The organism is Streptomyces fructofermentans (genome assembly GCF_014651055.1).
GTDB lineage: Bacteria > Actinomycetota > Actinomycetes > Streptomycetales > Streptomycetaceae > Streptomyces > Streptomyces fructofermentans.
Genome location: NZ_BMWD01000007.1, coordinates 41,887 through 65,597 on the forward strand (window position 1 = coordinate 41,887; position 23,711 = coordinate 65,597).

21 protein-coding genes and 1 pseudogene are annotated in these 23,711 nt (G+C 72.6%); 10 read left to right on the plus strand and 12 right to left on the minus strand.

The genetic code is table 11. The features are described from left to right. Both kdpF and IE265_RS11970 read right to left on the minus strand, forming a co-directional pair. Window positions 1-90, minus strand: coding sequence for a K(+)-transporting ATPase subunit F (gene kdpF, locus IE265_RS11965; protein ID WP_190035456.1), 90 nt, complete (start codon window positions 88-90; stop codon window positions 1-3). Beyond that, window positions 87-272 (minus strand): hypothetical protein, encoded by a 186-nt coding sequence (locus IE265_RS11970; protein ID WP_190035457.1) that lies wholly within the window; start codon window positions 270-272, stop codon window positions 87-89. Before IE265_RS11970 ends, kdpF begins: the two co-directional genes overlap by 4 nt. A 405-nt stretch (window positions 273-677) precedes the next feature. On the opposite strand from IE265_RS11970, the gene IE265_RS11975 reads away from it, so the two are divergent. Next, window positions 678-1,880 carry an IS110 family RNA-guided transposase gene (locus IE265_RS11975; RefSeq protein WP_190035458.1) on the plus strand — a complete coding sequence of 401 codons (1,203 nt, stop codon included), beginning with the start codon at window positions 678-680 and terminating at the stop codon, window positions 1,878-1,880. A gap of 28 nt (window positions 1,881-1,908) precedes the next feature. Here IE265_RS11975 and IE265_RS11980 read toward each other — a convergent pair whose 3' ends face one another. From IE265_RS11980 to IE265_RS11995, 4 genes are all read right to left on the minus strand, one after another. Then, entirely contained in the window at window positions 1,909-4,182 is a 2,274-nt protein-coding gene (locus IE265_RS11980; RefSeq protein ID WP_190035459.1) for a bifunctional serine/threonine-protein kinase/ABC transporter substrate-binding protein, read from the minus strand. Continuing rightward, window positions 4,182-6,461, minus strand: a complete 2,280-nt coding sequence (locus IE265_RS11985) for a bifunctional serine/threonine-protein kinase/ABC transporter substrate-binding protein (protein ID WP_190035460.1) — start codon at window positions 6,459-6,461, stop codon at window positions 4,182-4,184. The genes IE265_RS11980 and IE265_RS11985 overlap by 1 nt, the downstream gene beginning before the upstream one ends. After that, complete coding sequence (locus IE265_RS11990; protein WP_229916135.1) at window positions 6,461-7,270, minus strand: hypothetical protein; 810 nt, start codon at window positions 7,268-7,270, stop codon at window positions 6,461-6,463. Before IE265_RS11990 ends, IE265_RS11985 begins: the two co-directional genes overlap by 1 nt. Before the next feature lie 196 nt (window positions 7,271-7,466). Continuing rightward, window positions 7,467-7,877: a hypothetical protein gene (locus IE265_RS11995; protein ID WP_190035462.1), complete on the minus strand. Its 411-nt coding sequence runs from the start codon at window positions 7,875-7,877 to the stop codon at window positions 7,467-7,469. Window positions 7,878-8,362: 485 nt separating this feature from the next. Between IE265_RS11995 and IE265_RS12000 the strand changes: the two genes are divergently transcribed. The 3 genes from IE265_RS12000 to IE265_RS12010 all read left to right on the plus strand — a co-directional run bounded on the left by IE265_RS12000 (window position 8,363) and on the right by IE265_RS12010 (window position 10,145). After that, window positions 8,363-8,629 (plus strand): hypothetical protein, encoded by a 267-nt coding sequence (locus IE265_RS12000; protein WP_190035463.1) that lies wholly within the window; start codon window positions 8,363-8,365, stop codon window positions 8,627-8,629. Window positions 8,630-8,785: 156 nt separating this feature from the next. Then, entirely contained in the window at window positions 8,786-9,265 is a 480-nt protein-coding gene (locus tag IE265_RS12005) for an HIT family protein (protein ID WP_190035464.1), read from the plus strand. Between the two features lie 214 nt (window positions 9,266-9,479). Beyond that, complete coding sequence (locus IE265_RS12010) at window positions 9,480-10,145, plus strand: nitroreductase (protein WP_190035465.1); 666 nt, start codon at window positions 9,480-9,482, stop codon at window positions 10,143-10,145. Between the two features lie 240 nt (window positions 10,146-10,385). Here IE265_RS12010 and IE265_RS12015 read toward each other — a convergent pair whose 3' ends face one another. Continuing rightward, window positions 10,386-10,931 (minus strand): GNAT family N-acetyltransferase, encoded by a 546-nt coding sequence (locus tag IE265_RS12015; RefSeq protein WP_190035466.1) that lies wholly within the window; start codon window positions 10,929-10,931, stop codon window positions 10,386-10,388. Between the two features lie 233 nt (window positions 10,932-11,164). On the opposite strand from IE265_RS12015, the pseudogene IE265_RS12020 reads away from it, so the two are divergent. The 6 genes and pseudogenes from IE265_RS12020 to lysA form a co-directional block, all read left to right on the plus strand. Continuing rightward, window positions 11,165-11,350, plus strand: a pseudogene (locus tag IE265_RS12020) (hypothetical protein); the annotation flags it as partial. Window positions 11,351-11,959: 609 nt separating this feature from the next. Next, complete coding sequence (gene ltrA / locus IE265_RS12025; RefSeq protein ID WP_190035467.1) at window positions 11,960-13,387, plus strand: group II intron reverse transcriptase/maturase; 1,428 nt, start codon at window positions 11,960-11,962, stop codon at window positions 13,385-13,387. A gap of 158 nt (window positions 13,388-13,545) precedes the next feature. After that, window positions 13,546-13,689 (plus strand): hypothetical protein, encoded by a 144-nt coding sequence (locus IE265_RS12030; RefSeq protein ID WP_190035721.1) that lies wholly within the window; start codon window positions 13,546-13,548, stop codon window positions 13,687-13,689. Between the two features lie 205 nt (window positions 13,690-13,894). After that, complete coding sequence (locus IE265_RS12035) at window positions 13,895-14,428, plus strand: universal stress protein (RefSeq protein ID WP_190035468.1); 534 nt, start codon at window positions 13,895-13,897, stop codon at window positions 14,426-14,428. A gap of 231 nt (window positions 14,429-14,659) precedes the next feature. After that, complete coding sequence (locus IE265_RS38310; RefSeq protein WP_229916136.1) at window positions 14,660-15,382, plus strand: SAV_915 family protein; 723 nt, start codon at window positions 14,660-14,662, stop codon at window positions 15,380-15,382. A 12-nt stretch (window positions 15,383-15,394) separates the two neighbouring features. Then, window positions 15,395-16,780, plus strand: coding sequence for a diaminopimelate decarboxylase (gene lysA, locus IE265_RS12045; RefSeq protein ID WP_190035469.1), 1,386 nt, complete (start codon window positions 15,395-15,397; stop codon window positions 16,778-16,780). Window positions 16,781-16,914: 134 nt separating this feature from the next. Here the strand turns inward: lysA and IE265_RS12050 are convergent, their stop codons facing one another. The 5 genes from IE265_RS12050 to IE265_RS12070 form a co-directional block, all read right to left on the minus strand. Beyond that, window positions 16,915-17,334: a TOBE domain-containing protein gene (locus tag IE265_RS12050; RefSeq protein ID WP_190035470.1), complete on the minus strand. Its 420-nt coding sequence runs from the start codon at window positions 17,332-17,334 to the stop codon at window positions 16,915-16,917. A 184-nt stretch (window positions 17,335-17,518) separates the two neighbouring features. Next, window positions 17,519-19,633, minus strand: coding sequence for a bifunctional serine/threonine-protein kinase/ABC transporter substrate-binding protein (locus tag IE265_RS12055; protein WP_190035471.1), 2,115 nt, complete (start codon window positions 19,631-19,633; stop codon window positions 17,519-17,521). A gap of 5 nt (window positions 19,634-19,638) precedes the next feature. After that, on the minus strand, window positions 19,639-21,834 hold the full coding sequence (locus tag IE265_RS12060; RefSeq protein ID WP_190035472.1) for a bifunctional serine/threonine-protein kinase/ABC transporter substrate-binding protein: 2,196 nt from the start codon (window positions 21,832-21,834) through the stop codon (window positions 19,639-19,641). Beyond that, window positions 21,831-22,880 (minus strand): hypothetical protein, encoded by a 1,050-nt coding sequence (locus IE265_RS12065; protein WP_190035473.1) that lies wholly within the window; start codon window positions 22,878-22,880, stop codon window positions 21,831-21,833. Before IE265_RS12065 ends, IE265_RS12060 begins: the two co-directional genes overlap by 4 nt. 139 nt (window positions 22,881-23,019) lie before the next feature. Then, the gene (locus IE265_RS12070) at window positions 23,020-23,643 is read right to left on the minus strand and encodes an Rv1733c family protein (protein ID WP_190035474.1); all 624 of its coding nucleotides are present in this window, start codon (window positions 23,641-23,643) and stop codon (window positions 23,020-23,022) included. Between the last annotated feature and the right edge of the window lie 68 nt (window positions 23,644-23,711).

Consider the following 23,711-nt stretch of genomic DNA (forward strand, 5'->3'; position numbering starts at 1 on the left):
TCAGAACCTCTCCGGATACAGAAGGGCGAGGACGAGATAGCCCAAGAGGGAGACGGCCACGACCAGGCCGACGACGTTTTCGACGGTCACAGCTTGGCCACCCCTCGGGCGACGAGAGCCACCAGCGCGAACACCGCGATCGTGGTGACGACGAAGGCCAGATCGGCCATCGTGAGCTCCTGGATGAAGTGATGAGACGGAATCGGCCGGATGGCCGATGTACAGCAAACCGCCAGGTCGGCACGGTGGTGCGCCCTCTTGACGGGCTCCATACGGGCGCGGTCGCGCTCTTGACGTGTCGCTGACGCCACTGCTGACGGCGACACACCGGTCACGATGAGTCGCCGTGTACGCCCGAGCCGGCGGCCGTGCCGCCCCGGTGGGGCGCCTCCCGTCCGCTGGTCCGCCGGGATGCGGGGGCGTCACGTCCGCGGGTCCCCCCCCATTACCGTCTTCGTAGCCCCGCAACGGGGCGCCCGGCCTTCGGAGTTGGCATGGCTTTCTCCCCCTGTCGATCGCATGTCTTGGGGGGTGGTGTCACCAACTCCGGAGGCATCGACAGACCGCTGATTAGGGGCATGACCACTGGCTTCTTCGCAGGCCGGGAGGCTCTTCGCAATGTGGATGTGGCGATCGGTGCCGTGGGACGGCCGGGCGAGGACGACCGAAGGACGCACGTGATCGACGTCAGTGACATCGGCGCCTTCCTCGGCCTGGACGTCGGCAAGGGCGAACACCACGCCACCGCCGTCACCTCGGTCGGGAAGAAAGCCTTCGACAAACGGCTGCCCAACAGCGAACCCAAGCTCCGCGAAGTGTTCGGCAAACTGCAAGCCAAACACGGGACCGTGCTCGTGGTGGTCGACCAGCCGGCCTCCATCGGGGCCCTGCCGCTGGCGGTGGCCAGGGACATGGGCTGCCCGGTCGCCTATCTGCCCGGCCTGACGATGCGGCGGATCGCCGACCTGTATCCCGGCGAGGCCAAGACCGATGCCCGCGACGCGTTCGTCATCGCGGACGCGGCCCGCGTCATGCCGCACACCCTCCGCTCCGTCGACCTCCAGGACGAGACCATCGCCGAGCTGGAGATGATCGTCGGCTTCGACGACGACCTGGCCGGCGAAGCAACCCGCATCAGCAACCGCCTGCGGGGCCTGCTGACGCAGATCCACCCGTCGCTGGAACGGGTCCTTGGCCCGCGCGTCCAGCACCCGGCCGTGCTCAAGCTTCTCGACCAGTTCGGCTCCCCGGCCCAGATCCGCAAAGCCGGACGCCGGCGGCTCATTGCGTTGATACGTCCGAAGGCACCGCGGATGGCTGAACGGCTCATCGAAGACGTCTTCAGCGCACTGGACGAACAGACCGTCGTCGTCCCGGGCACCGACGCGGCCGCTCTGATCGTCCCCAGCCTCGCGGGCTCCCTCCGAGCGGCGCTCGACCAGCGGAAACTCCTGGCCACCCGGATCGAGGAACTGCTGGAGAACCACCCTCTTTCGAAGGTCCTGACGTCCATGCCGGGGATCGGTGTCAGGACCGGAGCCCGCATCCTCATCGACGTCGGCGACGGCAGTTCGTTCCCGACCGCCGCCCACCTCGCCGCCTACGCCGGCCTCGCCCCCACGACCCGCAGTTCAGGCTCCTCGATCCGCGGCGAACAACCGTCCCGCCGCGGAAACAAGCAGCTCAAACGAGCCTTCTTCCTGTCTGCGTTCGCGGCTCTGGCCGACCCGGTCTCCCGGACCTACTACGACAAGAAGATCAGCCAGGGAAAGCACCACACCCAAGCGCTCCTCTGCCTCGCGAGACGACGAGCGGATGTGCTCTTCGCGATGCTCCGCGACGGCACCTTCTACGAACCCCAGCCCGCCCCATCAGCTTGACGAAACCCATAGGGGCACCCCCCCCGCGTCACGACACCGCGTCCTCCTTGTACTGCCCCAGGTACCGGAACCTTTCGTCGGTGGCCCGGAACACGAACATCGCGTCGTGGTTGTAGCCGAACCCGGTCTCGTACTTGAGCGTGCGGGTGATGCCGGAGTACGTGACCTCGGGCATCCTGCGGGCGATCGCGCCCCGTTCCGCCAACGCGGTGCCGTCCTTGGCGCAGGCCCGGGCCAGGAACATCACGGCGTCGTGGGCCTCGGCCGCGTACCAGCCGGGGGCGGTGCCGAAGCGGGCACGGTAGGCCGTGGTGAACGCGCGGACGGAGGCGCGGCCCGTCGGGTCGGTGAAGCCGGTGACGAAGACCCAGCCCTTCGCGGCGGCGCCCGCCGTGGAGAGGAACCGCGGGTCGAGGGCGCGTTCCGTCGCCATCCGGGTGCCGGTGAACCGCGCGGCGCTCAGGGCCGACGCGAGGCCGGCGGCCCGGGGCGCGTCCCCGGTGAACACGACCGCGTCGGCGCGGGTGGCCCGCACTTCCGCGGTGAGCGACGCGTAGTCGATCCTCCCCGCGGCCACCCGCGTCACGGTGGCCTTCCGGCCGCTGCCCCGCAGCGCCTTCTCGGCCTGGTCGCAGATGGCCCAGGAGAAGTCCTTCTGCGCCCGGTCGTCCACGAGGAGCACACGGCGGGCGTCCACGTGGTTGCCGAGGTAGCGGACGCACGGGGTGGCGAGCAGCTCGTACGTGACCCGCAGCGCCGCATGGCAGTGGAAGACGCTCATGCCGAACGTCGAACTCTGCGTACTGGTGCCCACCGAGACGGACACGAAGGGCATCACCGCCTCGGTGTACGTCCTCTCCGTGGCGCTGAAGCAGGCGTCGCTCGTGGGGCCGAGCACGGCGAGCACCTTCGCGTCCTCGGCCAGCCGGGCGGCCAGTTCGCGGGCGCGCCCGGTGTCGCCGCCGTCGTCGTGCGCCCGCAGCCTCAACCGGAAGGGCCGGTCCTTCCGCGCGTTGAACTGTTCGACCGCCAGCCGGGCCCCGTTGAGCTGGGACCGCCCGATCGCCCTGTCGGCGCCGGTCAGATCGCCGTGGAACGCGACGACCAGTTCGGGGCGCGGACGACCGGTCCCCGGCGGTTTCGGTGTTCCCGGCTCGGTCCGGGTGCTCCACCACCAGGCCCCGCCGCCCGCCGCGAGGAGTCCCGCCGTCGAGCCGAGGCGCAGGAAGCCGCGTCGGGCGAGTGCGCGGGGAACGGAGTCCGCTGCCGTCGTCGCGGCGTCCGACGACACCGTGTTCGCCGCCCTCGACCCACTCGTCGTGCGGGGCGGCGCGGACGGCGTGTCCGCGGGCACCCGGGTCGGCTCGATCGCGCCGATGGACAGCACGGCCGCGGACCTGTCGTTGATCAGCCGGGTGACCGGCGCCGGCAGCCATCCGGAGGGTTCGGCGGGGCCGGCTGCCGCCGTCTCGGCGCTGGCGGAGCCGGCTGCCGCCGCCGTCTCCACGAGCTGGGCGCGCAGTACGGCGGGGCTCGGGCGGCGGGCGGGATCCTTGCGCAGGCACTCGCCGAGCAGGTCTGCCAGCGCGTCCGGGAGCGCCGCCGGATCGGGCTCCTCGTACACCGTGCGCAACAGCACCCCGGCCACGGCGCCGCCGCCGAACGGCCGTACCCCGGTCGCGGCGAACGCCAGCACGCACCCCAGTGAGAACACGTCGCTGGGCGGGCCGGTCCCGCCGCCCCGCGCACGCGCCTGCTCGGGCGACAGGAAGCCGGGCGAACCGACGATCACGCCACTGGAGGTGAGAGCGGTGGCCTCCGAGGAGCGGGCGATGCCGAAGTCGATGAGCCGGGGCCCGTCCGGAGCCAGCAGGACGTTGCCCGGCTTCACGTCGCGGTGCACGAGGCCGGCCCCGTGCACCGCCTCGAGCGCCTCGGCGAGCCGTACGCCCAGCACCCGCACGGAGGCGAGCGACAGCGGCCCGAAGGCGTCCACCGCCTCGCCGAGCGAGGGCCCCGGTACGTACGAGGTCGCCAGCCACGGTGTCCCGGCTTCGGCGTCCGCGTCCAGCAGCGGGACCACCCAGCGGCTGTCGACGTGCCGGGCGGCCTCGACCTCGCGCCGGAACCGGGCCCGGAAGCCGCTCTCGTCGGCGTACGAGGACCGTACGGTCTTCACCGCGGCGATCGCCCCGCCGGGCGCCCGGGCCAGGAAGACCACGCCCATGCCGCCGGCGCCCAGTCGCCGCAGCAGGCGGTAGGGGCCGATACGGGAAGGGTCGCCGACCCGCAGAGGCTCCATCAGACGGTCAGCGGCGCGGGGCCGTCGTACACGAAGCGCCCCTGATCCACGCGCCAGAGGAAGCCGCCGGTGCCGTCGAGGACCATCATCCCGTTCTTCTCGAAGGCGAACGTCTTGGTGATGCCCTCGTACTTCCCCGTCCGTACGGCCGTGAGCAGGCCCTGCCGGGTGCGGCCCTTCGACGGCAGCCCGGCCAGGGCGTCGAGCAGCATCCCGGTCACGTCGTAGGCCTCCGCCGCGTACACGGGCGGCGCCTCCTTGAAGTGCTCGCGGTAGGCGGCGGCGAACTTCCGTGCCTCGGGTTTGCGGGTCGCGTCGACTACCGGGGCCACCATCACCCAGCCCTCGGCGCCCTCCTGGGCGAGCGTCAGGAACTGATCGTCCAGCAGCGCGGGGCCGGAGATCCGTACGCCCTCGAAGGCGCGTTCCCGCAGGGTCGTTGCGATGAGCGCGCCCCGGTCGGGCAGGCCGGCGAAGAACACGGAGTCGGCACCGGCGGAGAGCACCGAGTCCACCGCGCCGCCGAAGTCGCGGCGCATGGCACTGACGACTTCCGGCACCGAGGGGTACTGGACGCTGTTGAGCACGTTGCTGAGGGAACTGGCCAGATTCGTGCCGTAGTTGCCGGCAGGGCGGTCGACGACGATGCCGACCTTGCTCGTCCGCGCGCTGCCGCGCAGGTAGTTGCTCACGTAGATGGGCAGCACCGCGTCGGGCATCCGCGCGAGCAGGAACGAGCGAAACCCCTGGATGGACAGGGCGGTCGTGCCGGGGGACACGCCGACGACCGGCAGCAGTCCGGCGTCGTACGTCGCGAGCGCCGCCTGCCCGGTGTCGTCGGTGGTCGGGCCGACCACGGCCAATACCGCCGGATCGTCGGTGAGTTGCGCCGCGACACGGGCCGAGGCCGCCGGGTCGCCCCCGTCGTCGACGGCCCTGACCTTAACGGTGAAGGGGATGTCCCGACGGGCGTTGAACTCCGCGACGGCGACGCGCAGTCCGCGCTCCTGGGCCCGTCCGATCCGACGCTGCGGGCCGCTGAGGTCTCCGTGCAGGGCGACGGTGTGCACCGGCCGGCGCGAGGACGCCGCGCCTGCGCCCGCGCCCCCCGAGCCGCCGTCGCGGGCCGCCGCCCACCAGGCGCCGCCCCCGCCGGCCGCCAGCGCCACGGCCCCGCCCGCCAGCAGCAGGAAACGGCGCCGGCCGGGCGGCCGGGAGTCCTGCGGCTCGGCCGCCCCGGACGTCTCACGTGTGTCGGGCTCCGCCGGGCCGGATGCGGACGGCGTGTCGGACGGCGCCAGCGTGTGCTCGATGTCCGGCAGGGCGAGCGCGGCGGCCGAGCGTTCGGCGATCAGTCGAGTCACCGGCTCGGGAAGCCACCCGGACGCCTCGTCGTCCCGCGGTGCGGCCGCGTCGGACACCTCGCCGTGGCGGGGTGCGGCCTCAGGCTCCTCGCCGTCCCGATCGCCACCGTCCGCCGTCAGTTCCCGCACCAGCTCAGCGGCGTCCGGCCGCCGGGCGGGATCCTTGTCCAGGCAGCGGTCCAGCAGTTGGAGCAGCCCCGCCGGCACCGCGTCGAGGTCCGCCGGGTCGTGGACGGCCCGGTACAGCAGGGCGTCGACCTCTCCGCCGCCGAACGGTGCCCGTCCCGTCGCCGCGAACGCCAGGACGCAGCCGAGGGAGAACACGTCGCTCGCCGGCCCGATGCCGTCCCCGTCCCGCCCACCGGCCTGCTCGGGGGACAGGTAGCCGGGTGTGCCGACGACCATCCCGGTCGCCGTGAGCGTCAGGTCGTCCGGAGCGCGGGCGATGCCGAAGTCGATGAGCCGCGGACCGTCGTGGGCGATCAGCACATTGCCCGGCTTCAGGTCCCGGTGGACCAGCCCGGCCCGGTGCACCTCGCCCAGCGCCTCGGCCAGCCGGGCGCCGAGCAGCCGTACACCCCGCTCGGACAGCGGCCCGTACGCGGACACGGCCTCGGCCAGCGACGGTCCGGGCACGAACGCCGTCGCCAGCCACGGCGCCCCGGCCTCCGGGTCCGCGTCCACGAGCGCCACCGCCCAGCGGCTGTCGACCCGCCGGGCGACCTCGACCTCGCGGCGGAACCGCTCCCTGAAGTCCGGCTCCTCGGCGTACTCGGAGAGCAGCACCTTCAGCGCCACCAGCGCGCCGCCCGGGGTGCGTGCCAGGTACACCACGCCCATGCCTCCGGCACCGAGCCGCCCCAGCAGGCGATGGTCAGCGATGCGCGCGGGATCCGACGAACGCAGGGGCTCCATCAGCTGTCTCCTCCGAGCTCGGACTGCACGCGGTTGAGCATCGTGACGTTCGCGTGCGACGTGTACTTGTTCAACTCGTCGTCCGAGTAGCCCTTGGCGCCCTTCACCGACACCGCCAGGGTCACCGTGCCGAGCCGTGTGACGTACCAGCGGTAGGCCCGCTCGCTCCCCCCGGTGAGGTACTTGCCCATCTCCACCACCTGGTCGTCGGCGAAGGTGTTGTTGCCCTGGCCGTAAGGAGTGGCCACCGACATGAGCTCGGTGATCCGCTCGTCTGCACGGACCTGCTGCCGGCGGCAGCGCAACGGCTCCTCCAGGGTGGCGGCCAGCCGCTCGTCGGCGTCGCGCACCGTCGCGTGCACGGTGACCGAGGCGGTCACCTTGAGTTCGCCCCTGCCGTCGGCCGCGGGGATCTCGTTGTAGCGGGACGCGGAGGCCAGCACGCCCCGGGGGAGCGGCCGCCGCTCCCACCGGCACCGCTCGTTCAGCACCGCGACGGTGCCCGGGGTGCTCGCGGCCGGCCGCTGCGCCCGGAAGTCGGGCCCCCACCCTCTCGGTCTCAGCACGACGGCGGTTGCGAGCGCCTCGGCCCGGCTCCTGGTCGTCGGCACCTTGGCGGGGTCCGGCCGGAACGGCGTCAGCGGCGACGCGTCACCGCTCGGCGCGGACGGGGACGCCTCGGCCGCGGACCTCGAAGGTGCCGAGGGGCTCGGCGCGGCCGCCTTGCCGTCGCCCCCGGAACCGCAGCCGCCGAGCACGACGGCCGCCGCACCGACCGACGCGGCGAGCCGCCATGGCCAAGTACGCACGCGCACAACGACGTTGTCCCCGTCCATCCCCGCCCCCCTCGCTCCGTGAGACCCCGCTCACGTGCGGTGATCGTACCGACGGGCACGGGGAGTGGGCGGGTGATTACGTGAAGAGGCCATGGGCGCCGACGAGGCGGGTGGCGGATCGACGAGACCCGCGTGCTGCGGCGGGAGGTCGCGCGGGCCTGATCTCCAGTCAGAGTTCGTAGGGGTAGAGAGCGATCCTGTCGCACCGGACGAGGATCTCGACCCATGTGCCGTCGACGCCGTCGGGCAGCGGTTCGGCGAAATCCAGCAGGACGGTCACGTCGTGCAGGTCCAGCAGGCCGACGCCGTCTTCCTCCAGGCGCAGACGTCCCCGCAGGACAGAGCGGTGCCCGCTGCGGCGGATCCCGTGCCCGTGCGCGGTTGCCGGCCCGGCGTTCCGTCCCCACGTGATGTCATCGTCGACCGTCCACTCGACGTGGTACTCGCCCGGCTCGGCGGCCGGGTCCCCGCACCAGCGCACCGAGGTGTCGCCGATGCGCGTTCTCACCCGAGCGAGCAGTGGGCCCCCGGGGAGTTTCGCGATGTTCACCACCTCGACCAGCATCGTCCGATCATGCATCAGGGCGGGCATTCTGGTCGATGCGCTTCTGCGGCCCCGACGACGCGAGGAGGGGCGGTCAGCATCTGACGGCCTGATCGCCGGCGGTCATCGGTGGGGCCTGCGATGCGTTCTGGTCCGCTCAACCGGTGTGGAGGGTTGTCGGGGGTGCGGCGGTCGCCGTATGCCCGCGCGTCAGCTCGCCGGATTCCCTCCCGTCGATGCCGCCCCTTGTCCTGCGGACGGGTCCAACGGGGCAAGGCCGTCCCGGGGAGGGGATGTCTTGCCCGACCCCACTTGCCGGCCAGCGCGCTGCCGAGCCCGTCCGCCCGACATGGGACCGGTCTGCTCGTGCACGGCGAAGCAGCACCATGAGTGGCCGCCCAGTGCTGCTTCCGCCGGGCCCTCGGGTGGCCGGGACCTGGTCGGCGAAGTGGTTCCGTCCAGCGGGCGAACTCGGCGGAAGCCGGGATGCGGCGGTCGCTGTGAGCAACGACAGTGGCCTCATGGCGATCGTTGTGATGCGCGAGCTGCGCGAGGAACTCTCCGAAGACTCCGGCCAGGGCGATGCGGCGTCGCGTATCAAGGCGGTGCATGCGGCACCGACCGATTCCGGCCCCCACGCGCTTCCGGGAGAGCAGACGTTCTGCGGCCGGCCGACGGACGACATGGAGCGGATGGACTACGAGCCCTCGGGACCGCAGGAGTGGGTGCCGCCCGACATGGAGAGCTGGGCCTGCTCCGAGTGCGCCACCGCGATCCGATCGGCCTAGCGCTCCGACGAGGCCACCGGCCGAGCGGCGTGCGGGGGACTGCTTCACGCATTCGGGTTGTCGTCGTCGCGTCCGGGACCGGTGCTCGCGGTCGGCGCCGCGGCCTCGTCGACCGGGATGCCTCCGGTGGGGTCCGGTCCGCCGTAGGTTGGTGTCGTGGCGGGTGACTGGAGGACGGACCGGATCGGCAGTGCTCTCCGAGGTGAGAACCCGACCGTGCTGCGGCGCCTGGAGTCGGGGTTCGCGGTGATCGGCGACGTTCAGTTCCTGCCGGGCTACTCGGTCCTCCTCGTGGACGAACCAGGTGTTCAGCGGCTGTCCGATCTGCCGAGGGCGAGGCGGCTGTCGTTCCTGTCCGACATGGACCGGCTGGGAGAAGCCGTTGAGCGTGCCTGCCGACGCGCGGACCCCGCGTTCCGCCGGGTGAACCTGGAGATCCTGGGGAACACCGACCCGTTCCTGCACGCCCACGTCTGGCCACGGTTCGAGTGGGAGCCGGCCGGGCTGGTGGGCAGGCCCGTGTGGCTGTACCCGGCCGACCGGTGGAGTGACGAGGGGTCCGTGCTGGGGCCGCAGCACGACGTGCTGAGGAACGGGATCGCGAGCGAACTGGATCGGCTGCGTCCGTTGGGCTGACGGCATGAGCCGGTCGGCCGTCGGTCCGGAGGGCTCGGTGACAACTGACGGTCAAGGGGGGCCACCCGGTCCGTCGCAGCGGAACGAACGGGACGGACTGGGAGACAGGCCGGTTCTGGCACCATCAGTGCTCCGCCCGGCCCGCACTCCCGGGGCCACGACCTTCCTCGTGTCCTCGCCGCGCGCCGTGCGTGGAGTGGGAGGACGAAGAGACATGGACGTGTACGAAGCCGTGGACAGTCGCCGGGCCGTGCGGGCGTTCAGTGACCGGCCGGTCCCCAGAAGCGTGCTCGAACGGGTGCTGACAGCGGCGACGCGCGCTCCGTCGAGCGGGAACCTCCAGCCGTGGCGTGTGTACGTCGTGACCGGTGAGCCCTTGGCCGGGCTGAAGGGCCGTGCCACGGCCAGAGCCCTGGCGGGAGACCCGGGTGACCGGCGGGAGTATCCGATGTACCCGGCCGAACTGGGCCCGCCGTATCGGGAGCGCTTCTCCGCCGCGGCGGCCCAGCGCTACGAGGCCCTGGGAATCGACCGGGACGACCCGCACCGGCCCACGAGGATCGCCGCCCTCAACTCCGGGGCGTTCGGGGCGCCGGTCGTACTGTTCTGCTACCTCGACCGGACGATGGGGCCAGGGCAGTGGGCCGACGCGGGGATGTACCTGCAGACGGTCATGCTGCTGCTGAGGGCGGAAGGGCTGCACAGCTGCCCCCAGGTGATGTGGACGATGTTCCGCAGGACCGTCAGCGAGACAGTGGGAGCCGATGAAGGGCTGACACTGTTCTGCGGTGTCTCGGTGGGATTCGAGGCGGAAGACACGCCCCGACTGCGCACCGGGCGGGCCGACATGACGGAGACCGTGAGCTTCATCGGGGTGTGATGTGCCTGCCGGTGGCGGACACAAGAACACATCGTCCGTGGGGCCGAACAGTGTGCAATGACCTCCCTGGGCACCTGTGTACCGTGCAGGAGTTGCTGCGCGGCCTTCCGCCACTCACCGAACGGTGGGCCACTCGCCGTGTTCCGGCTCTCGCCGAGGACCTGGTGGCCGGGATCGACGCAGATCTCGATATTGGCGCACCACCGCCGCGTACTCGCGGGCGACCCGAACCGCGGTCGATCACGAAGTCCGCGCCCGGGTGAGCGGGGACCGCATGCCGAGCCACTGCTCGGCCCCCCAGGCCTCGAACCGCTCCACCTCGGAGAAGCCCAGCCTCGCCGCGAGGCGCATCGAGCGGACGTTGGCGCTCTGGGTGGTGAGCACCACCGGCTCGCCGGGAAGCGCGCCGAAGAGCCAGCCGAGTGCCGCCGCGCACGCTTCGGCGGCGTACCCGGATCCCCACGCCCGGGGCATGAACAGGTAGCCGAGATCGAGCTTCCCCACGGCAACCGGGCGGCTGTGCCCGGTTGCTCGTCTGAGCAGGACTTGGCCGATCATCGACCCGTCGAGATCGACGGCGAAGCTCCCGGGCCACCGCTCGGGCGCGGCGGACAGCCCGCGCTCGAGTTCGTCACGCGGTCGGGGACCGCCCAGATAGGTGTGCACCTCGGGCGAGGCGAGCAATTCGATGAACGCCGCACGATCCCGGGGCTCGGGCTCACGGAGCACGAGCCGCCCGGTTCTGATCGGGTCTGGTGGCCAGGCGACGTCTCCGAGATCGGTCATACCGGCCAGCCAATCAGCGGGCTCCGCAGCGATCAAGGTCCGCGGGCAACTCCTCGAGTCCGCCACCACCGCTCCACCGTGGTGCGGCAGCCGCGGACGGAACTTCACTCGCACCTCTGCCCCGCTGGTCACCGGGTCTCCGGGGCGGGGAAACCGCGTGGCCTGCGAGTCCGCGGTGCCGGTATCGTCCGGGCTCCCGGCCCGCCGTACCAGCGGGCCACGCGGAGAGAGCCATGCGGATGACCAGCCGGCAGACAACGACGACCCTGTGGCGCCCGACCGGCCCCAAGGAGCTCGATCTGGTGAGGGAGTCGAACTGGCGTGCCTGGCCGCCCCGCCTGCCCGAGCAGCCGATCTTCTACCCGGTCATGAACGAGGACTACGCGATCAGGATCGCCCGGGACTGGAACGTGAAGCACGTGCGCCACGAGGCGCTGCATAACCGAGTGGGGGTGTAAGACCCCCGCCTTCCGGCGGTCGCAGCCGACCGGAAGAAGCTGAGGACAGTCCGAACCGGGGAACGCCGGCAAGGGCAGGAGCAGTCCTGACAAAGCCCGGACGCGCCAGAACTACCAGATGGTGCGGGTCGGGCAAGCGAGGTCAGAAGGTGTAACGAGAGTGAACCGGCATTCGAAGCCCCGTAACAGTTCCAGCGGCTCAAATCTGGTGGATATGGGCCGTGATGCAGTGCGTGCCACCTCTTTGTTTTCGGAGGGGGCAACTCTGAAGCCGACTGTGTTTATCGGCGAGGAGGCCGTGCCGAATGTCTGCGGCGTAGGTACGGCGATGCTGCCGGGGTATAGCCGGACGCCTAACTGGCCAATCGGTTATGTGGTGAACGTGGGAACCACCTGCGGCTACCCTCTGCTCCGGGCATCCATCCCGGATGGCGGGAAGGTCCGTTGCCGACTGACGGCCGCAGTGTGGGACGGAGGCCCCGTAGTAGTCCGAGCGTGCGAGAGGCACGTGCATGGCGAAGGGGGCCAGCAAGTCAGCAGTAAGGATGCTGGAATGCCAGGAGGACGACGGTGAATACCGACGAACTGGAATGGGCGGTCACCAAGGCCGAACGCCGGGTACTGGAGATCCAGGCCAAGCTGCACTGTTGGGCAAACGACGATCAACATCGCAGGTTCGACGACCTGTTCAACCTCGTGGCTGATCCTGCCTTCCTTTTGGTGGCGTGGTATCGGGTACGAGGAAACAAGGGGGCGCGCACGGCCGGAGTGGACGGAAAGACGGTCCGCTCCATCGAGGCCGGACAGGGCGTCGAGGGGTTCCTCGACAAACTGCGCTCTCAACTCAGAGAGCTGACGTTCCGGCCGGTTCCGGTGCGGGAAAGGATGATCCCCAAGGCGGGCGGAAAGCAGCGCCGCCTGGGCATCCCTACCGTGGCGGACCGGGTGGTTCAGGCTTCTTTGAAGCTGGTGCTGGAGCCGATCTTCGAGGCGGATTTCCTCCCGTGTTCCTACGGGTTCCGCCCCAATCGCCGGGCCCACGACGCAATCGCCGAGACTCGCCTGATGACATCCAAGAATTATGAGTGGGTGGTAGAGGGCGACATCAAGGCATGCTTTGACGAGATCTCGCACCCGGCCCTGATGGGCCGAGTGCGGGGCAGGATCAAGGACAGGCGCGTCCTGGACCTGGTGAAGGCATTCCTCAAGTCAGGCATCCTTTCCAAGGACGGCCAGGCACGGGAAACCCACACCGGCACCCCGCAAGGAGGAATCCTTTCACCGTTGTTGGCGAACATCGCCCTCTCCGTGCTGGACGAGTACGTGGCCAGTATGGACGGTGGGCCGAACTCGACCTCCTACGCGCGCAGAAAGCGCAGGCGCCAGGGACTCGGAAACTACCGGCTCGTCCGGTATGCGGACGACTTCCTGATTCTTGTGTGGGGCACCCGCGACGACGCGGGGGCCGTGCGCGATGAGGTCGCCTCGGTGCTCGCACCGATGGGGCTCACCCTGTCGGAGGAGAAGACGTTCATCACGCACATCGATGAAGGGTTTGACTTCCTCGGATGGCACATCCAGCGCCATCTCAAGCGGGGCACGGACAGGCGGTATGTCTACAACTACCCCTCCAAGAAGGCGCTCAACGCCGTCAAGGAGAAGGTGAAGAAGATCTGCCGGAGCAGTACGAACCTTCCCTTCACCGCCCTGTTGCACCAGCTCAACCCGGCGCTCTTCGGGTGGTGTAACTACTTCCGCCCCGGAGTGTCCAAGGTGACGTTCCAGTACCTCAACCACTACACGTGGAAGAGGGTGTTCATCTGGGCGTGCCGTAAACACAAAGGAATGCGGCTGAGTGGATTCCGCCGAGTTTATTGCGACGGCGGATGGGAGCCCGTCACGGAGAGCGGAAAGCTGTTCCAGCCGGGTCGGATGTCTACTACCCGATACCGGTTCCGTGGATACAGCATCCCTACACCGTGGACGGTGACTGCATGAGATCACAGAATGCCCGAACGGGACTTGTGGAGAGCCCGGTGCTCGGAGACGGGCACGCCGGGTTCGGAAGGCGGTCCGGGGAAACCCACCAGCGGCAACGCTGGCAGGGCGCCCCGGGCCGACCTTACGACGGCGCCGGTTTCGTCACCCGTTTCGAGGTGGAGTCGGAGTTCCTGAGCCGCTATCCCGTCCAGCAGGCCGGCGGGCGGACGATCCTGGAGCTCTGGGTTCCGGCCGAGGACCTCGACGACTTCAACGCCCACATCGTCGGCGAGATCCAGGTGGTCCACGAGTTCCGCTGAGGCGGGTCCGCCATGCGGTACGTGCGGGTGGCTGCCCCTGGCGGACCCACAGGCCGTGCCCGTGCCGGTGTCAGGGCGGCGCAATGATCCGTCCCCGCGGCGCAAGCGGTGCGTCAAGGGGACGGTGCCGGTCCTGCCCCGTGCGCTTCGCTGGCCGCCCGTGCCCGTGCCTGGGCGCGGACGGACCGCGAGGAGTGAGTCACCGATGGACATGGGCGAGCGGCGGGTCATCGCCGGAGTGAGCGGGTCGCCGGGGAGTCTGGCGGCTCTGCGCCGGGCCGCGCTGGAGGCCCGCGACACGGATGCCGAGTTGATCGCCGTACTCGCCTGGGAACCGCCGGGCGGTGAACTCGCCCACCGCGGTGCGCTGTTCCCGCTCGCAGACGCCGAGTTGCGCAAGTACGCGGCCCTGCGACTGCTCAGCACCCTCGGGACGGCCTTCGGAACCGCGGGGCCGGGGGTGTCCTGGCAGGGCCTCATCGTGCGGGGCACTCCGGGGAGGGCGCTGGTGGAGACCGCCGACCGTCCCGACGACATCCTGGTCGTCGGTACGGCGTGCGGTTCGAGTCTGCGGCGCGCCCTGTTCCCGTCGGTCGCCCGCTACTGCCTCGCGCACGCCGCCTGCCCGGTGCTGGCGGTACCGCCCTCGCCCCTGCGCGGCGAACTCGCCGAGGTCCGCCGCCGGATCCGCCTGGGGCTGCCGCTCGACGCGCGGGAACTCACGGAGGGCGGGGGCTGAAGTGTGCCCCGGCACCGCCTCATGACGCCGCGGGCCCCGGGACCGGCGGGCGAGGCATCCCGGGTCCGGCAGTCCAGGTGCCCACCCGGCGTCAGGGCGGCGTCATGGCTCCCGGCCTCCGCGTCAAGCAACCGTCAGCGGGCGGCCGGCTCCGGCGGCGGCGGGCATAGCGTCGGGGAGCGCCCTGCCGAACCGGCGGGGCCACCTCCTTCGACCACCAGGAGCGACCTGATGTCTGCGACCCATGGTTCCGAGGACGAACCGGAACCTCCCGATCCCTATCCCGCCCCCGCCGGCGCCGATCCCTCCGACGCCGATCCCCCTGAGCACGGCCCCTCGGGTCCGGAGCCCTCCGCCCCCGGTGCCGCCGAGTCACTTCCGGTCGGGCTTCTCCACGTCCCGGTCAGGACGGGTCCGGCCGGCGGGCGTACGGTCCGCTTCTTCCGGACCCCGCTCGGGGACCGCACCGCCGTCGGATTCACCTCGCCCGCCGGGCTCGCCGGGACCCTGGGCGCGTACCAGGAGAGCGTTCGGCTGTCCGAACCCGCGCTGCGCGCCCTCGCCGGACCGCTGGGTGTGCGCTCCCTGATCGTCGACCCGCGCTTCTCCGCCCCTCCGGCCCGCCTGCGGGGGAGCGGTCGCGTCGCCCCCGCCGACGCACGCGGCGCCCACCCGGCCGCCGACGACGCACGCAGAGCCTGCCCGGCCGCCGCCGACGCACGCGGCGCCCACCCGGCCGCCGACGGCCGCACCGGCACGGACACCGGTCACGAGCCTCGTGCACGCACCGCCGCGGGCGTCGAGCACGAGCCCCCTGCGCGAAGTGCCGCGGACACAGGGCACGAGCCCCGTACGCGAACCGCCGGTGTCCCCGCGAGCCCGGAAGCGGCGGTGGCCCCCGGAGCTCCCGGTACCGCCGCCGCGGTCGCGCACCCGAACCCGACGATCGGCTGAGGAGACATCGCCATGACCCTTTCCCCCGCGCCCGCGTTCCCTCCGGCCGCGCCGCGCGTCCCCTCCCCGGATGCCCGGCGTCCGGCCCAACTCCCCGCCGAGCAGGACCTGTCGGTGTGGCCCCGGTCCGCCCGGCCGGAGCCGGACGGTGACGTCACCGTCGGCGGAGTCTCCCTCGCCGAGGCCGCCGACCGCTTCGGCACCCCGGTGTACGTGCTCGACGAGCAGGAGGTCCGCGACCGCTGCCGGGCCTATCGCGACGCGTTCCCCGAGGCCGACATCGTCTACGCGGCCAAGGCGTTCCTGTGCCGTGCCGTCGCGCACTGGGTGCGGGAGGAGGGACTCGGCCTCGACGTCTGCTCCGCCGGTGAACTGGCCCTCGCCGTGACCACCGGCTTCCCTCCCGAGAGGATCGTGCTGCACGGCAACGCCAAGAGCCCCGAGGACCTGAGTACCGCGCTGCGCCTGCGGGTCGGAAGGGTCGTCGTCGACAGTGCTTCGGAGATCGCGCGGCTGGCCGCCCTCGCTCCGACGGACGCCAGGCAACGGGTCATGGTCCGGGTCGTGCCGGGCATCGCGGCAGGCGGGCACCTCAAAGTGCGCACGGGCACCGACGACCAGAAGTTCGGCCTGTCGATCACGGACGGTTCCGCACAGCACGCGGTGGCCCGGCTGCTGGACCAACCGCACCTCGAACTCGTGGGCCTGCACTGCCACATAGGCTCGCAGATCGACTCCGTGAAGCCGTACGTGGCCGCGGTGCGTCGCACGGTGGGCCTGATGGCCCGCATCCGGGACCAGCACGGCATCGTGCTCCCCGAGTTGAACATCGGGGGAGGGCACGCCATCGCCTGCCGTCCCGGTGAACGCAGCCTCGATCCGGGCGTGCTGGCCGTCAGGGTCCGCGCCGAACTGGCGGAGGGCTGCCCCCGGGCGGGTCTGCCCGTGCCCCGGCTGACCCTCGAACCGGGCCGCGCGATCGTCGGACCCGCCGGGGTCGCCGTCTACCGGGTGCTGGCCGTCAAGGAGACCGCGGGGCGCACGTTCGTCGCCGTGGACGGCGGCATGAGCGACAACCCCAGGCCCGCGCTGTACGGCGTGCGGTACGCGCCCCGGCTCATCGGCCGGCCCGCGACGGCGGCGCCCCGCCGGGTCACCGTGGTCGGACGGCACTGCGAGGCGGGCGACATCATCGCGGACGGGGTGGCCCTGCCGGGGGACGTACGACCCGGAGACCTCCTCGCCGTCCCGGCCTCCGGCGCCTACCACCTGTCCATGGCCTCCGGCTACAACCTGGTCGGCCGTCCACCCGTCGTCGCGGTCGCGGACGGCGGCGCGCGCGTCCTCGTACGGCGTGAGTCACTGGACGACATGAACCGACGGGACGTCGGTCTGTAGACACGCGGGCTGCGGGAGTCACGGTCCCGCAGCCCGCAGCCCGCAGCCCGCAGCCCGCAGCCCGCAGCCCGCAGCCCGCAGTCGTACCCGGCCGTCCCGTCGTTCCGAGGGCGCGTGCGGCCCCGGCGGTGCCGTCACACGGTCGCGAGGGCGATCTCGGTCGACTTGATCAGCGCCACGACGGGGGTACCGGCGGCCAGTGCGAGGTCGCTGACGGCGTCGGCGGTGATCGCCGCCGTCAACTCGCCCCCGGCGACGGTGACTTTGACGGACGCCATCGCGGCACCCGCGGTGACGTCCGCGACCGTTCCGGGGAGCTGGTTGCGGATCGACACGCCCTCGACCGCGGCGGTGGCGAGCGAGACCTCCGTGGACTTGACCAGTGCGCGCACCGGAGTGCCCACGGCCAGGCCGAGTTCCTCGACCGACTCCCGTGTGATCGCCGCGGTGACGACCTGGCCGCCGTCGAGGCGGACCCCGACGGTCGCCATCGCGGTGCCGCCGGTGACGGCGGTGACAGTGCCGGGGAGTCGGTTGCGGATGCTCAGGCTCATGACGGAACGCCTCACAGTACGAAGGGTGCGGTTTGCGGCTGTTCGACCGGTTCTCAGTCGTGGACTCCACCGTAGTGAGGGCGGCTGCCGCCGGTCGGCGACCCGCCGTGTCCCGTCCCCTCCGGACATCCACGGCTTCCGCCCGACCTCCGCCGTCCCGCCGGGGCGGACGGTTGCGCCCGCGTCACATCCCGGCGGGGATGTCGTCGGTGCGGGCGACGAAGCGTGGCGCCCCCCGTTCCATCCGGAACAGGAACGTGCCGCCGTCCTCGTTGGTCTGGAGGAACTGCGAGGTCGGCTCGTAGCTGAACCGGCGGGTGATGCCACGCCAGGGGCGGCGCAGCAACTCGGAGCGGAGGGTGGACCGGCCGTCGTCGCCCGCGGCGGACAGGCCCTGGGCCGCGTACCGTACGGCGTCGTACGCCTCGGCGGACCAGAACCCCGGGGCATCGCCGTACCGGGCGCGGTGGGCCGCGGCGAATGCCCTGGTACGGGAGTCGGCGTTCGGGTCGGTGTGTCCGGTGCCGACCATCCAGTCCGTGCCGTCGGTCAGGAACCGTCCGCCCAGCACGTGTTCACCGGCGACCCGCGGGCCCCGGTGCCCCGCTTCCCGCAGGGCGCGGGCGCAGGCGGCGGCGCGGGAGGGCGTGACGCCCCCGAACAAGACCGCGTCCTCGGGCCGCGCGCCGACGCGCCGGGCGAGCTGCGCGAAGTCCCCGTCGGACGCGACCTCCTCGACGACGGTGCCACCGTCGAGATGGCCGTGGACCGTGGTGATGCGCACGGTCTGCAGGCTCTCCACCGCGTCGGCGAGGTCGTGCACGACCACGGTGCGCTCGGGCTTCGCGACCCGGTTCAGATAGCGGATTCCGGCGATCGGCCCGAGGGTGAGGGTGGGGCGCAGGACCAGCGTGGTGGTCGTGTTGACGTTGTCGACGGCCGCGCTGTCGGCACGGGTGATCAACAGGGTCAACCGGCCCTCGTCGCAAGGGGACATGGCGGCAGGGGCGGTCCGGCTGGGGCCGGCGGCGATCAGTACGGACACGTCGGGGTCGGCGGCCAGCCGCTCCGCCGCCCCGGCGGCTCCGGCGGCCGTGCCCCGGTCGTGGGCGACCCGCAGGACGAGGTCGACGGTCCGCCGGGCGTCACGGTTGTGCCGCGTGACGGCGAGGCGCGCGCCGCGTTCCTGGGCGGTGAAGGCGGCGTCCTTCTCGTCCCCGAGCAGGGCGACCACATGCCGGGGCCGCCGTGCGGACTCCGCCCGCGCGGAGGTGTCGGGCCGTCCCCACAGCCACCAGCCGCCCGCGCCGGCCGCGGAGACGCCGAGCGCCGCCCCCGCGGAGAGCAGTCGGCGCCGGGCGGGCCCGGGTGACGCGTCCCGCACGGGCTCGGCGGAGGGTACGGCGACGACGGTGGGTTCGGGCACCGGCAGGTCGAGAACGCGCCCCGCACGGGCGGCGACCAGGGCGGGGAGCCCTTCGGGAAGCCATCCGTCCGCGTCGAACGCACCGAATTCGGAACGCAGTTCACGGACCGTCGGGCGCTCACGCGGGTCCTTGGCCAGACAACGCCGCACGATTCCGGCGAGGTTGTCCGGCAGCCCGGTCAGGTCCGGCTCCTCGTGCACGGTCCTGTACAGCACCCCCGCGGCGCCGCCCCGCCCGAACACCGGCCGGCCCAGGGCCACATGGGCGAGGACGCAGCCGAGGGAGAAGACGTCGGACGGCGGGCCCACACTGTGTCCGCGGGCCTGCTCGGGCGAGAGGTAGCCGGGCGAGCCCACGACGGACCCGTCCGCGGTGAGCGCGGTCGCCCCGACCGCCCGGGCGATCCCGAAGTCGATCAGGCGCGGCCCGTCGGCGGCCAGGAGGACGTTGGCGGGCTTGACGTCCCGGTGGACGAGCCCGGCCGTGTGCACCTCGTCCAGCGCCTCGGCCAGGGCCGCGGTCAGCGATCCGATCCGGTCCGGCGGCCAGGGGCCGTGCAGTTCGACGGCCTCGGCGAGCGAGGGTCCGGGAACGTACGCCGTCGCGAGCCAGGGCGAGCGGGCCTCGGCGTCGGCCGCGACGACCGGCACGGTCCACCGCCCCGTGAGGCGTGCGGCGAGGTCCGCCTCGCGGTGGAAACGGGCGCGGAAGCCGGGGTCGGCCGCGTACTCGGCGCGGATCACCTTCAGCGCGCACCAGGCGCCGTGCGGCGAGCGGGCCAGGTAGACGACGCCCATGCCGCCCTCGCCGAGCCGCCCGGCGAGACGGTGGCCGCCGATCAGGGACGGATCGGCGGGCCGTAGCCGTTCCACGTCGGTCAGTCCCCGCCCTGCTCGCCCCGCCCGGCACGCTCCAGTCCGCTGAGCGTGCCGAGTTGCCGGAACCGCCCGTCGCGGACCTCGTGCACGTACGTGGCGTCGGCCCAGCCGCGGGAGGACGCGTCGTAACCGTGGTACTGGCCGAAGGCGTAGGTCCGGCCGATGCCCTTGTACTCGGCCTTGGCCAGGCGAGTCGCGAGCGCGCCCCGGGCCGGTCGCCCGCGCGCCCCCGCCGGGACCGTGCGGGCGAACTCCGCAAGGAGCATGCGCACGGTGTCGTAGGCCTCGGCGGCGTAGGGCTCCGGGGCCGTGCCGTACCGGTCGCGCCACGCGCGCGTGAAGTCCTTGGCCGGCTTCGTGTCCATCGCGGCGGCGTCGACGGCGGCCGTCACCGCGTACCACCCCTCGCCCGCGGCGCCCGCCCGGCGCGGGAAGTCCGAGCCGTACAGCTGATGCGACATCCAGCGCGGTCCGGTGAAGCCGGCCTCGGCCAGGTCGCGGGCCGCGCGGACCGTCGCGTCCAACGGGCCCAGGTAGGCGAAGGAGTCGACGCCGTCGGCGAGCAGGGAGCGCACCGCGGCCCGGCCGTCGTCGGTGCCCTCCGCGACGACACGGGGTACGACCTCGCCGCCGAGGGTGTCGCGCCACTGGGCGACCAGCAGACTGCCCTGGTCCTGGACCGGTGTCCTCCCCGCCCGGTCGATGACGACGCCGATACGGCCCAGCCTCTTGGTGACCTGGGCGTGCAGCCCTATGTAGCCGCCCAGGGCCAGGTGGGGGGAGGCCGTCTGGAACGAGGACTTCGGCGACAGCACGAAGTAGTCGTTCTGCCCCGTGGTGCTGGACACGTGGGTCAGCCCGGCCTCCCCGTACACGACCGAGGCCGTCCGCATCGGGATCTCGCCGACCGGACCGAGTACGGCGACCACGTCCCGGTCGGCGGTGAGGCTCCGGGCCGCCTCGCGGGCCGCCTCGGCCTCGCCCCGGTCGTCGACGACCCGGACCTTCAGGTCGTAGGCGCGGCGCCGGTCGGCGTTGTGCTCGGCGATGGCGAGGGCGGCCGCGCGCTCGCAGACCCGGCCGAACCGGGCGTCGTCCCCGGTGCGCGTGGTGTGCACCCCCAGGACGTGGACGGGGCGTTCGCCGCCCGCGTCGTCCTTCCCGCCGTCGCCCCTCGCCCAGACGGCGGCTCCGGTGCCGCCGGCGGCCAGCAGCAGCGCCCCGCCGGCCAGCAGCAGCCGGCGCCTCCCCGGGCGCGGTCCCGTGTCGTCCTCGGCGGCGGGCCCGCTCACGGCGGTCGGCTCGATGTCGGGCAGGGCGAGGCTCTCCGCGGAACGTGCGGCGATCATGCGCGCGACGGGGTCGGGCAGCCAGTCCGCGGCGGACCCGGGCACGTCCTCGGCCAGCAGGTCCCTGACCTCCCCGGTGGTGGGCCGCGCCGCGGGATCCTTGGCCAGACAGCGGGCCACCACGGGCCGCAGGTCGTCGTCCACCGCGTCGAGAGCGGGCTCGTCGTGCACCGTGCGGTACAGCAGCGCGTCCGGGGCGCCGGTTCCGAAGGGCGGGCGGCCGGTGAGCGCGTGGGCGAGGACGCAGCCGAGCGCGAAGACGTCGCTCGCGGACGACGCCGGTTCGCCCCGGGCCTGCTCCGGGGCGAGGAAGCCGGGCGTGCCGACCACCAGCCCCGACGCGGTGAGAGCCGTGTCGTCGGCGTCCCGGGCGATCCCGAAGTCGATCAGGCGCGGCCCGTCCAGGGCCAGGAGTACGTTGCCCGGCTTGACGTCCCGATGGACGAGCCCGGCCTCGTGCACGCTCTCCAGCGCGGCGGCCAGCAGCCCGCCGAGGACACGGACGGCACGCGCGGGCAGCGCGCCGTGCGCGGCCACCGCCTCGGCGATCGAGGGTCCGGGGACGAACGAGGTGGCCAGCCACGGTTCGCGCGCCTCGGCGTCCGAGTCCAGGACGGGCACCACCCAGGGGCCGTCGACGCGGCGCGCCAGTTCCGCCTCGCGGGCGAAACGGGCCCGGAAGCCCTCCTCCGCCGCGCTCTCGGCCCGGATCACCTTGACGGCCGCGAGACCTCCGGAGTCCGAGCGTCCCAGGTAGACGACACCCATGCCTCCGGCGCCGAGCCGTCGCAGCAGACGGAAGCCCGCGATCCGGGACGGGTCCGAGGACTCCAGCGGCTCGCTCATCGCCCTGCCCCCGTCGGACGGGCGGCGGCGCTGGCGCCAGGGGGCCCGGAGGCCGGGGCGAAGGAGGCTCCTGTGGTCCCGCCGGCGCCACCGGTACCAGCGGTCCCGGCAGTCCCGGTCGAAAGGGCGGTGCGGCCCGTGCTGTCGGTGCGGCCGGCCCGATTCCCCTGTTCCGTCGGCTCGTTCCCCTCCGCCTGGTCCTTCCCTTCCGCGTCGGCGTCGGACTCGCCGCTGCGGTCGACCTCCGCGGAGACGAAGCTGACCCCCTTGGCCACGTCGAGCGTCACGTCGTTCTCCTCCGCCTCACTGCGGCCTCCACCGAGGCGCGCGGTCGCGGCGACGGTGACCGGCCCGACGCGCTCCTTGAACCAGTTGAAGGTGCGGGCCTTCTTCGACCCGTCGACGAGGTACTCCCCGAGCTCGATCAGGTCGTCCTCGGACACGACGGACCGCTGTTCCGTGTACGGGTCGGCCCGGGAGGTCAGTCCGCGCACCCGCTCCGTGGCGCTCAGGCGCTGGTCGGGGCAGCGCAGCGCCTCCTCCAGCGACACGGCCATGTCGCGGCGGGCCTCGGTCGCCGAGGCGTGCACGGTCACCGTCACGGAGACGCGCACCGCGCCCCTGCCGTCCGACGCGGGCAGCACGAGGCGCCGGGTGAGGCTTGCCAGCACGGACTTCGGCAGCGGCTCGCGCTGCCAGACGCAGTCCTCGTCCAGCACCGCCCAGCCCCCGGGATCGGTCTCGTACGGGACGCGCTTGCGGTAGCCGGCGCCGAAGTGGTCGGGCCGTACGGGCAGTTCGCGCACGAACGCGACGGCTTCGGCCCGCGTCCGCGGCGCCCGGTCCTCGGCGAGCGTGTAGGGCTCCCCGACGCCCGGCGCGGAGGCCGAGGGCGAGCCGCTCGGAGCCGGCCCGCCGCCCTCACCCGCCCGCTTCGACGGCGGCCTCTCGGTCCCGGTCGCCGGTCCGTCGTCCGTACCGCCGGTGCACCCCGCCAGAAGCAGCGCGCAGGATGCCGCGGACAGTGCTGGTCTCCACCCGGTCATACGGCGAATGCTAGTGCCTCGGAGGGCTCAACTCCTCATGTGCAGAAGGGTACTTGGCGAATTCTCAACAACTCGCGGTCCGTCGCGGCGATTCGCCGGGGTACGCGGCCGCGAAGCGAGGGTCGCCGCGGCCGACGGCCTACTGGTACGCGTCCCACCGGGGGGCCGTACGAGCCCAATCGGCGTGCCACCGCGCGAGGTTGCGCCGTTCGAGGCAGCGGCCCGCGTACCGGTACACCGCGGCGGCGACGAGGGGGACGGCCAGCGCGGCGGCGAGTGCGGTGCCCATCGTGCGGCTGCGGATCTGGTCGCCGTTCATGGGCGGATCGGTGAGGCGCCCGTCCGCTCCGGTCCAGACGGACACGGTGCTGCCGGCGGGCAGACCGGGCAGGACGTCCGCACGGCCGGTGCGGGTGCGGTCCTGAGCGTCGCTGTAGCGGACGTCGACCGGATAGCGGGTCTGCCGCGCCTCCTCCGAGCCGGGTTCGGGATGGCGGGGCGCGTCGTGGACGAGGACGGCCGTGGTGGAGTGGCGGGTGGCCGCCTCGTGGCGTGCGGTCCGCAGATGGTGGCGGTAGGCGGCGTCACCGGCCAGGAACATGGCGGCCGGCACCGCCGCGAGCACCGCCAGGAACAGTCCGAGAGCGATCCATGCCTGCACGAGGTCGGAGCGGCGGCGCAGGGGATTGCGCCGCCAGCGCCACAGGAGCAGGCGGGGGAGGTCGTCGGGCGGTGGCTGAGCCGGGTGGGTCCCCGGGTCCACGGTGTCTCCTTCCTTGCGGACCCGCCCCTGGACGGGTCCCTCCGTGCCGGACGTGCCCTGGCGCGATC

Coding starts and splice junctions, on each gene's coding strand:
- IE265_RS12000 (WP_190035463.1), top strand. CDS start 8,363: ATGGCGATCGTTGTGATGCGCGAGCTGCGCGAGGAACTCTCCGAAGAC.
- IE265_RS12060 (WP_190035472.1), bottom strand. CDS start 21,834: ATGAGCGAGCCGCTGGAGTCCTCGGACCCGTCCCGGATCGCGGGCTTC.
- IE265_RS12065 (WP_190035473.1), bottom strand. CDS start 22,880: ATGACCGGGTGGAGACCAGCACTGTCCGCGGCATCCTGCGCGCTGCTT.
- IE265_RS38310 (WP_229916136.1), top strand. CDS start 14,660: ATGTCTGCGACCCATGGTTCCGAGGACGAACCGGAACCTCCCGATCCC.
- IE265_RS12010 (WP_190035465.1), top strand. CDS start 9,480: ATGGACGTGTACGAAGCCGTGGACAGTCGCCGGGCCGTGCGGGCGTTC.
- IE265_RS12015 (WP_190035466.1), bottom strand. CDS start 10,931: ATGACCGATCTCGGAGACGTCGCCTGGCCACCAGACCCGATCAGAACC.
- lysA (WP_190035469.1), top strand. CDS start 15,395: ATGACCCTTTCCCCCGCGCCCGCGTTCCCTCCGGCCGCGCCGCGCGTC.
- IE265_RS12050 (WP_190035470.1), bottom strand. CDS start 17,334: ATGAGCCTGAGCATCCGCAACCGACTCCCCGGCACTGTCACCGCCGTC.
- IE265_RS11980 (WP_190035459.1), bottom strand. CDS start 4,182: ATGGAGCCTCTGCGGGTCGGCGACCCTTCCCGTATCGGCCCCTACCGC.
- IE265_RS11985 (WP_190035460.1), bottom strand. CDS start 6,461: ATGGAGCCCCTGCGTTCGTCGGATCCCGCGCGCATCGCTGACCATCGC.
- IE265_RS11970 (WP_190035457.1), bottom strand. CDS start 272: ATGGAGCCCGTCAAGAGGGCGCACCACCGTGCCGACCTGGCGGTTTGC.
- IE265_RS12035 (WP_190035468.1), top strand. CDS start 13,895: ATGGACATGGGCGAGCGGCGGGTCATCGCCGGAGTGAGCGGGTCGCCG.
- IE265_RS11995 (WP_190035462.1), bottom strand. CDS start 7,877: ATGCATGATCGGACGATGCTGGTCGAGGTGGTGAACATCGCGAAACTC.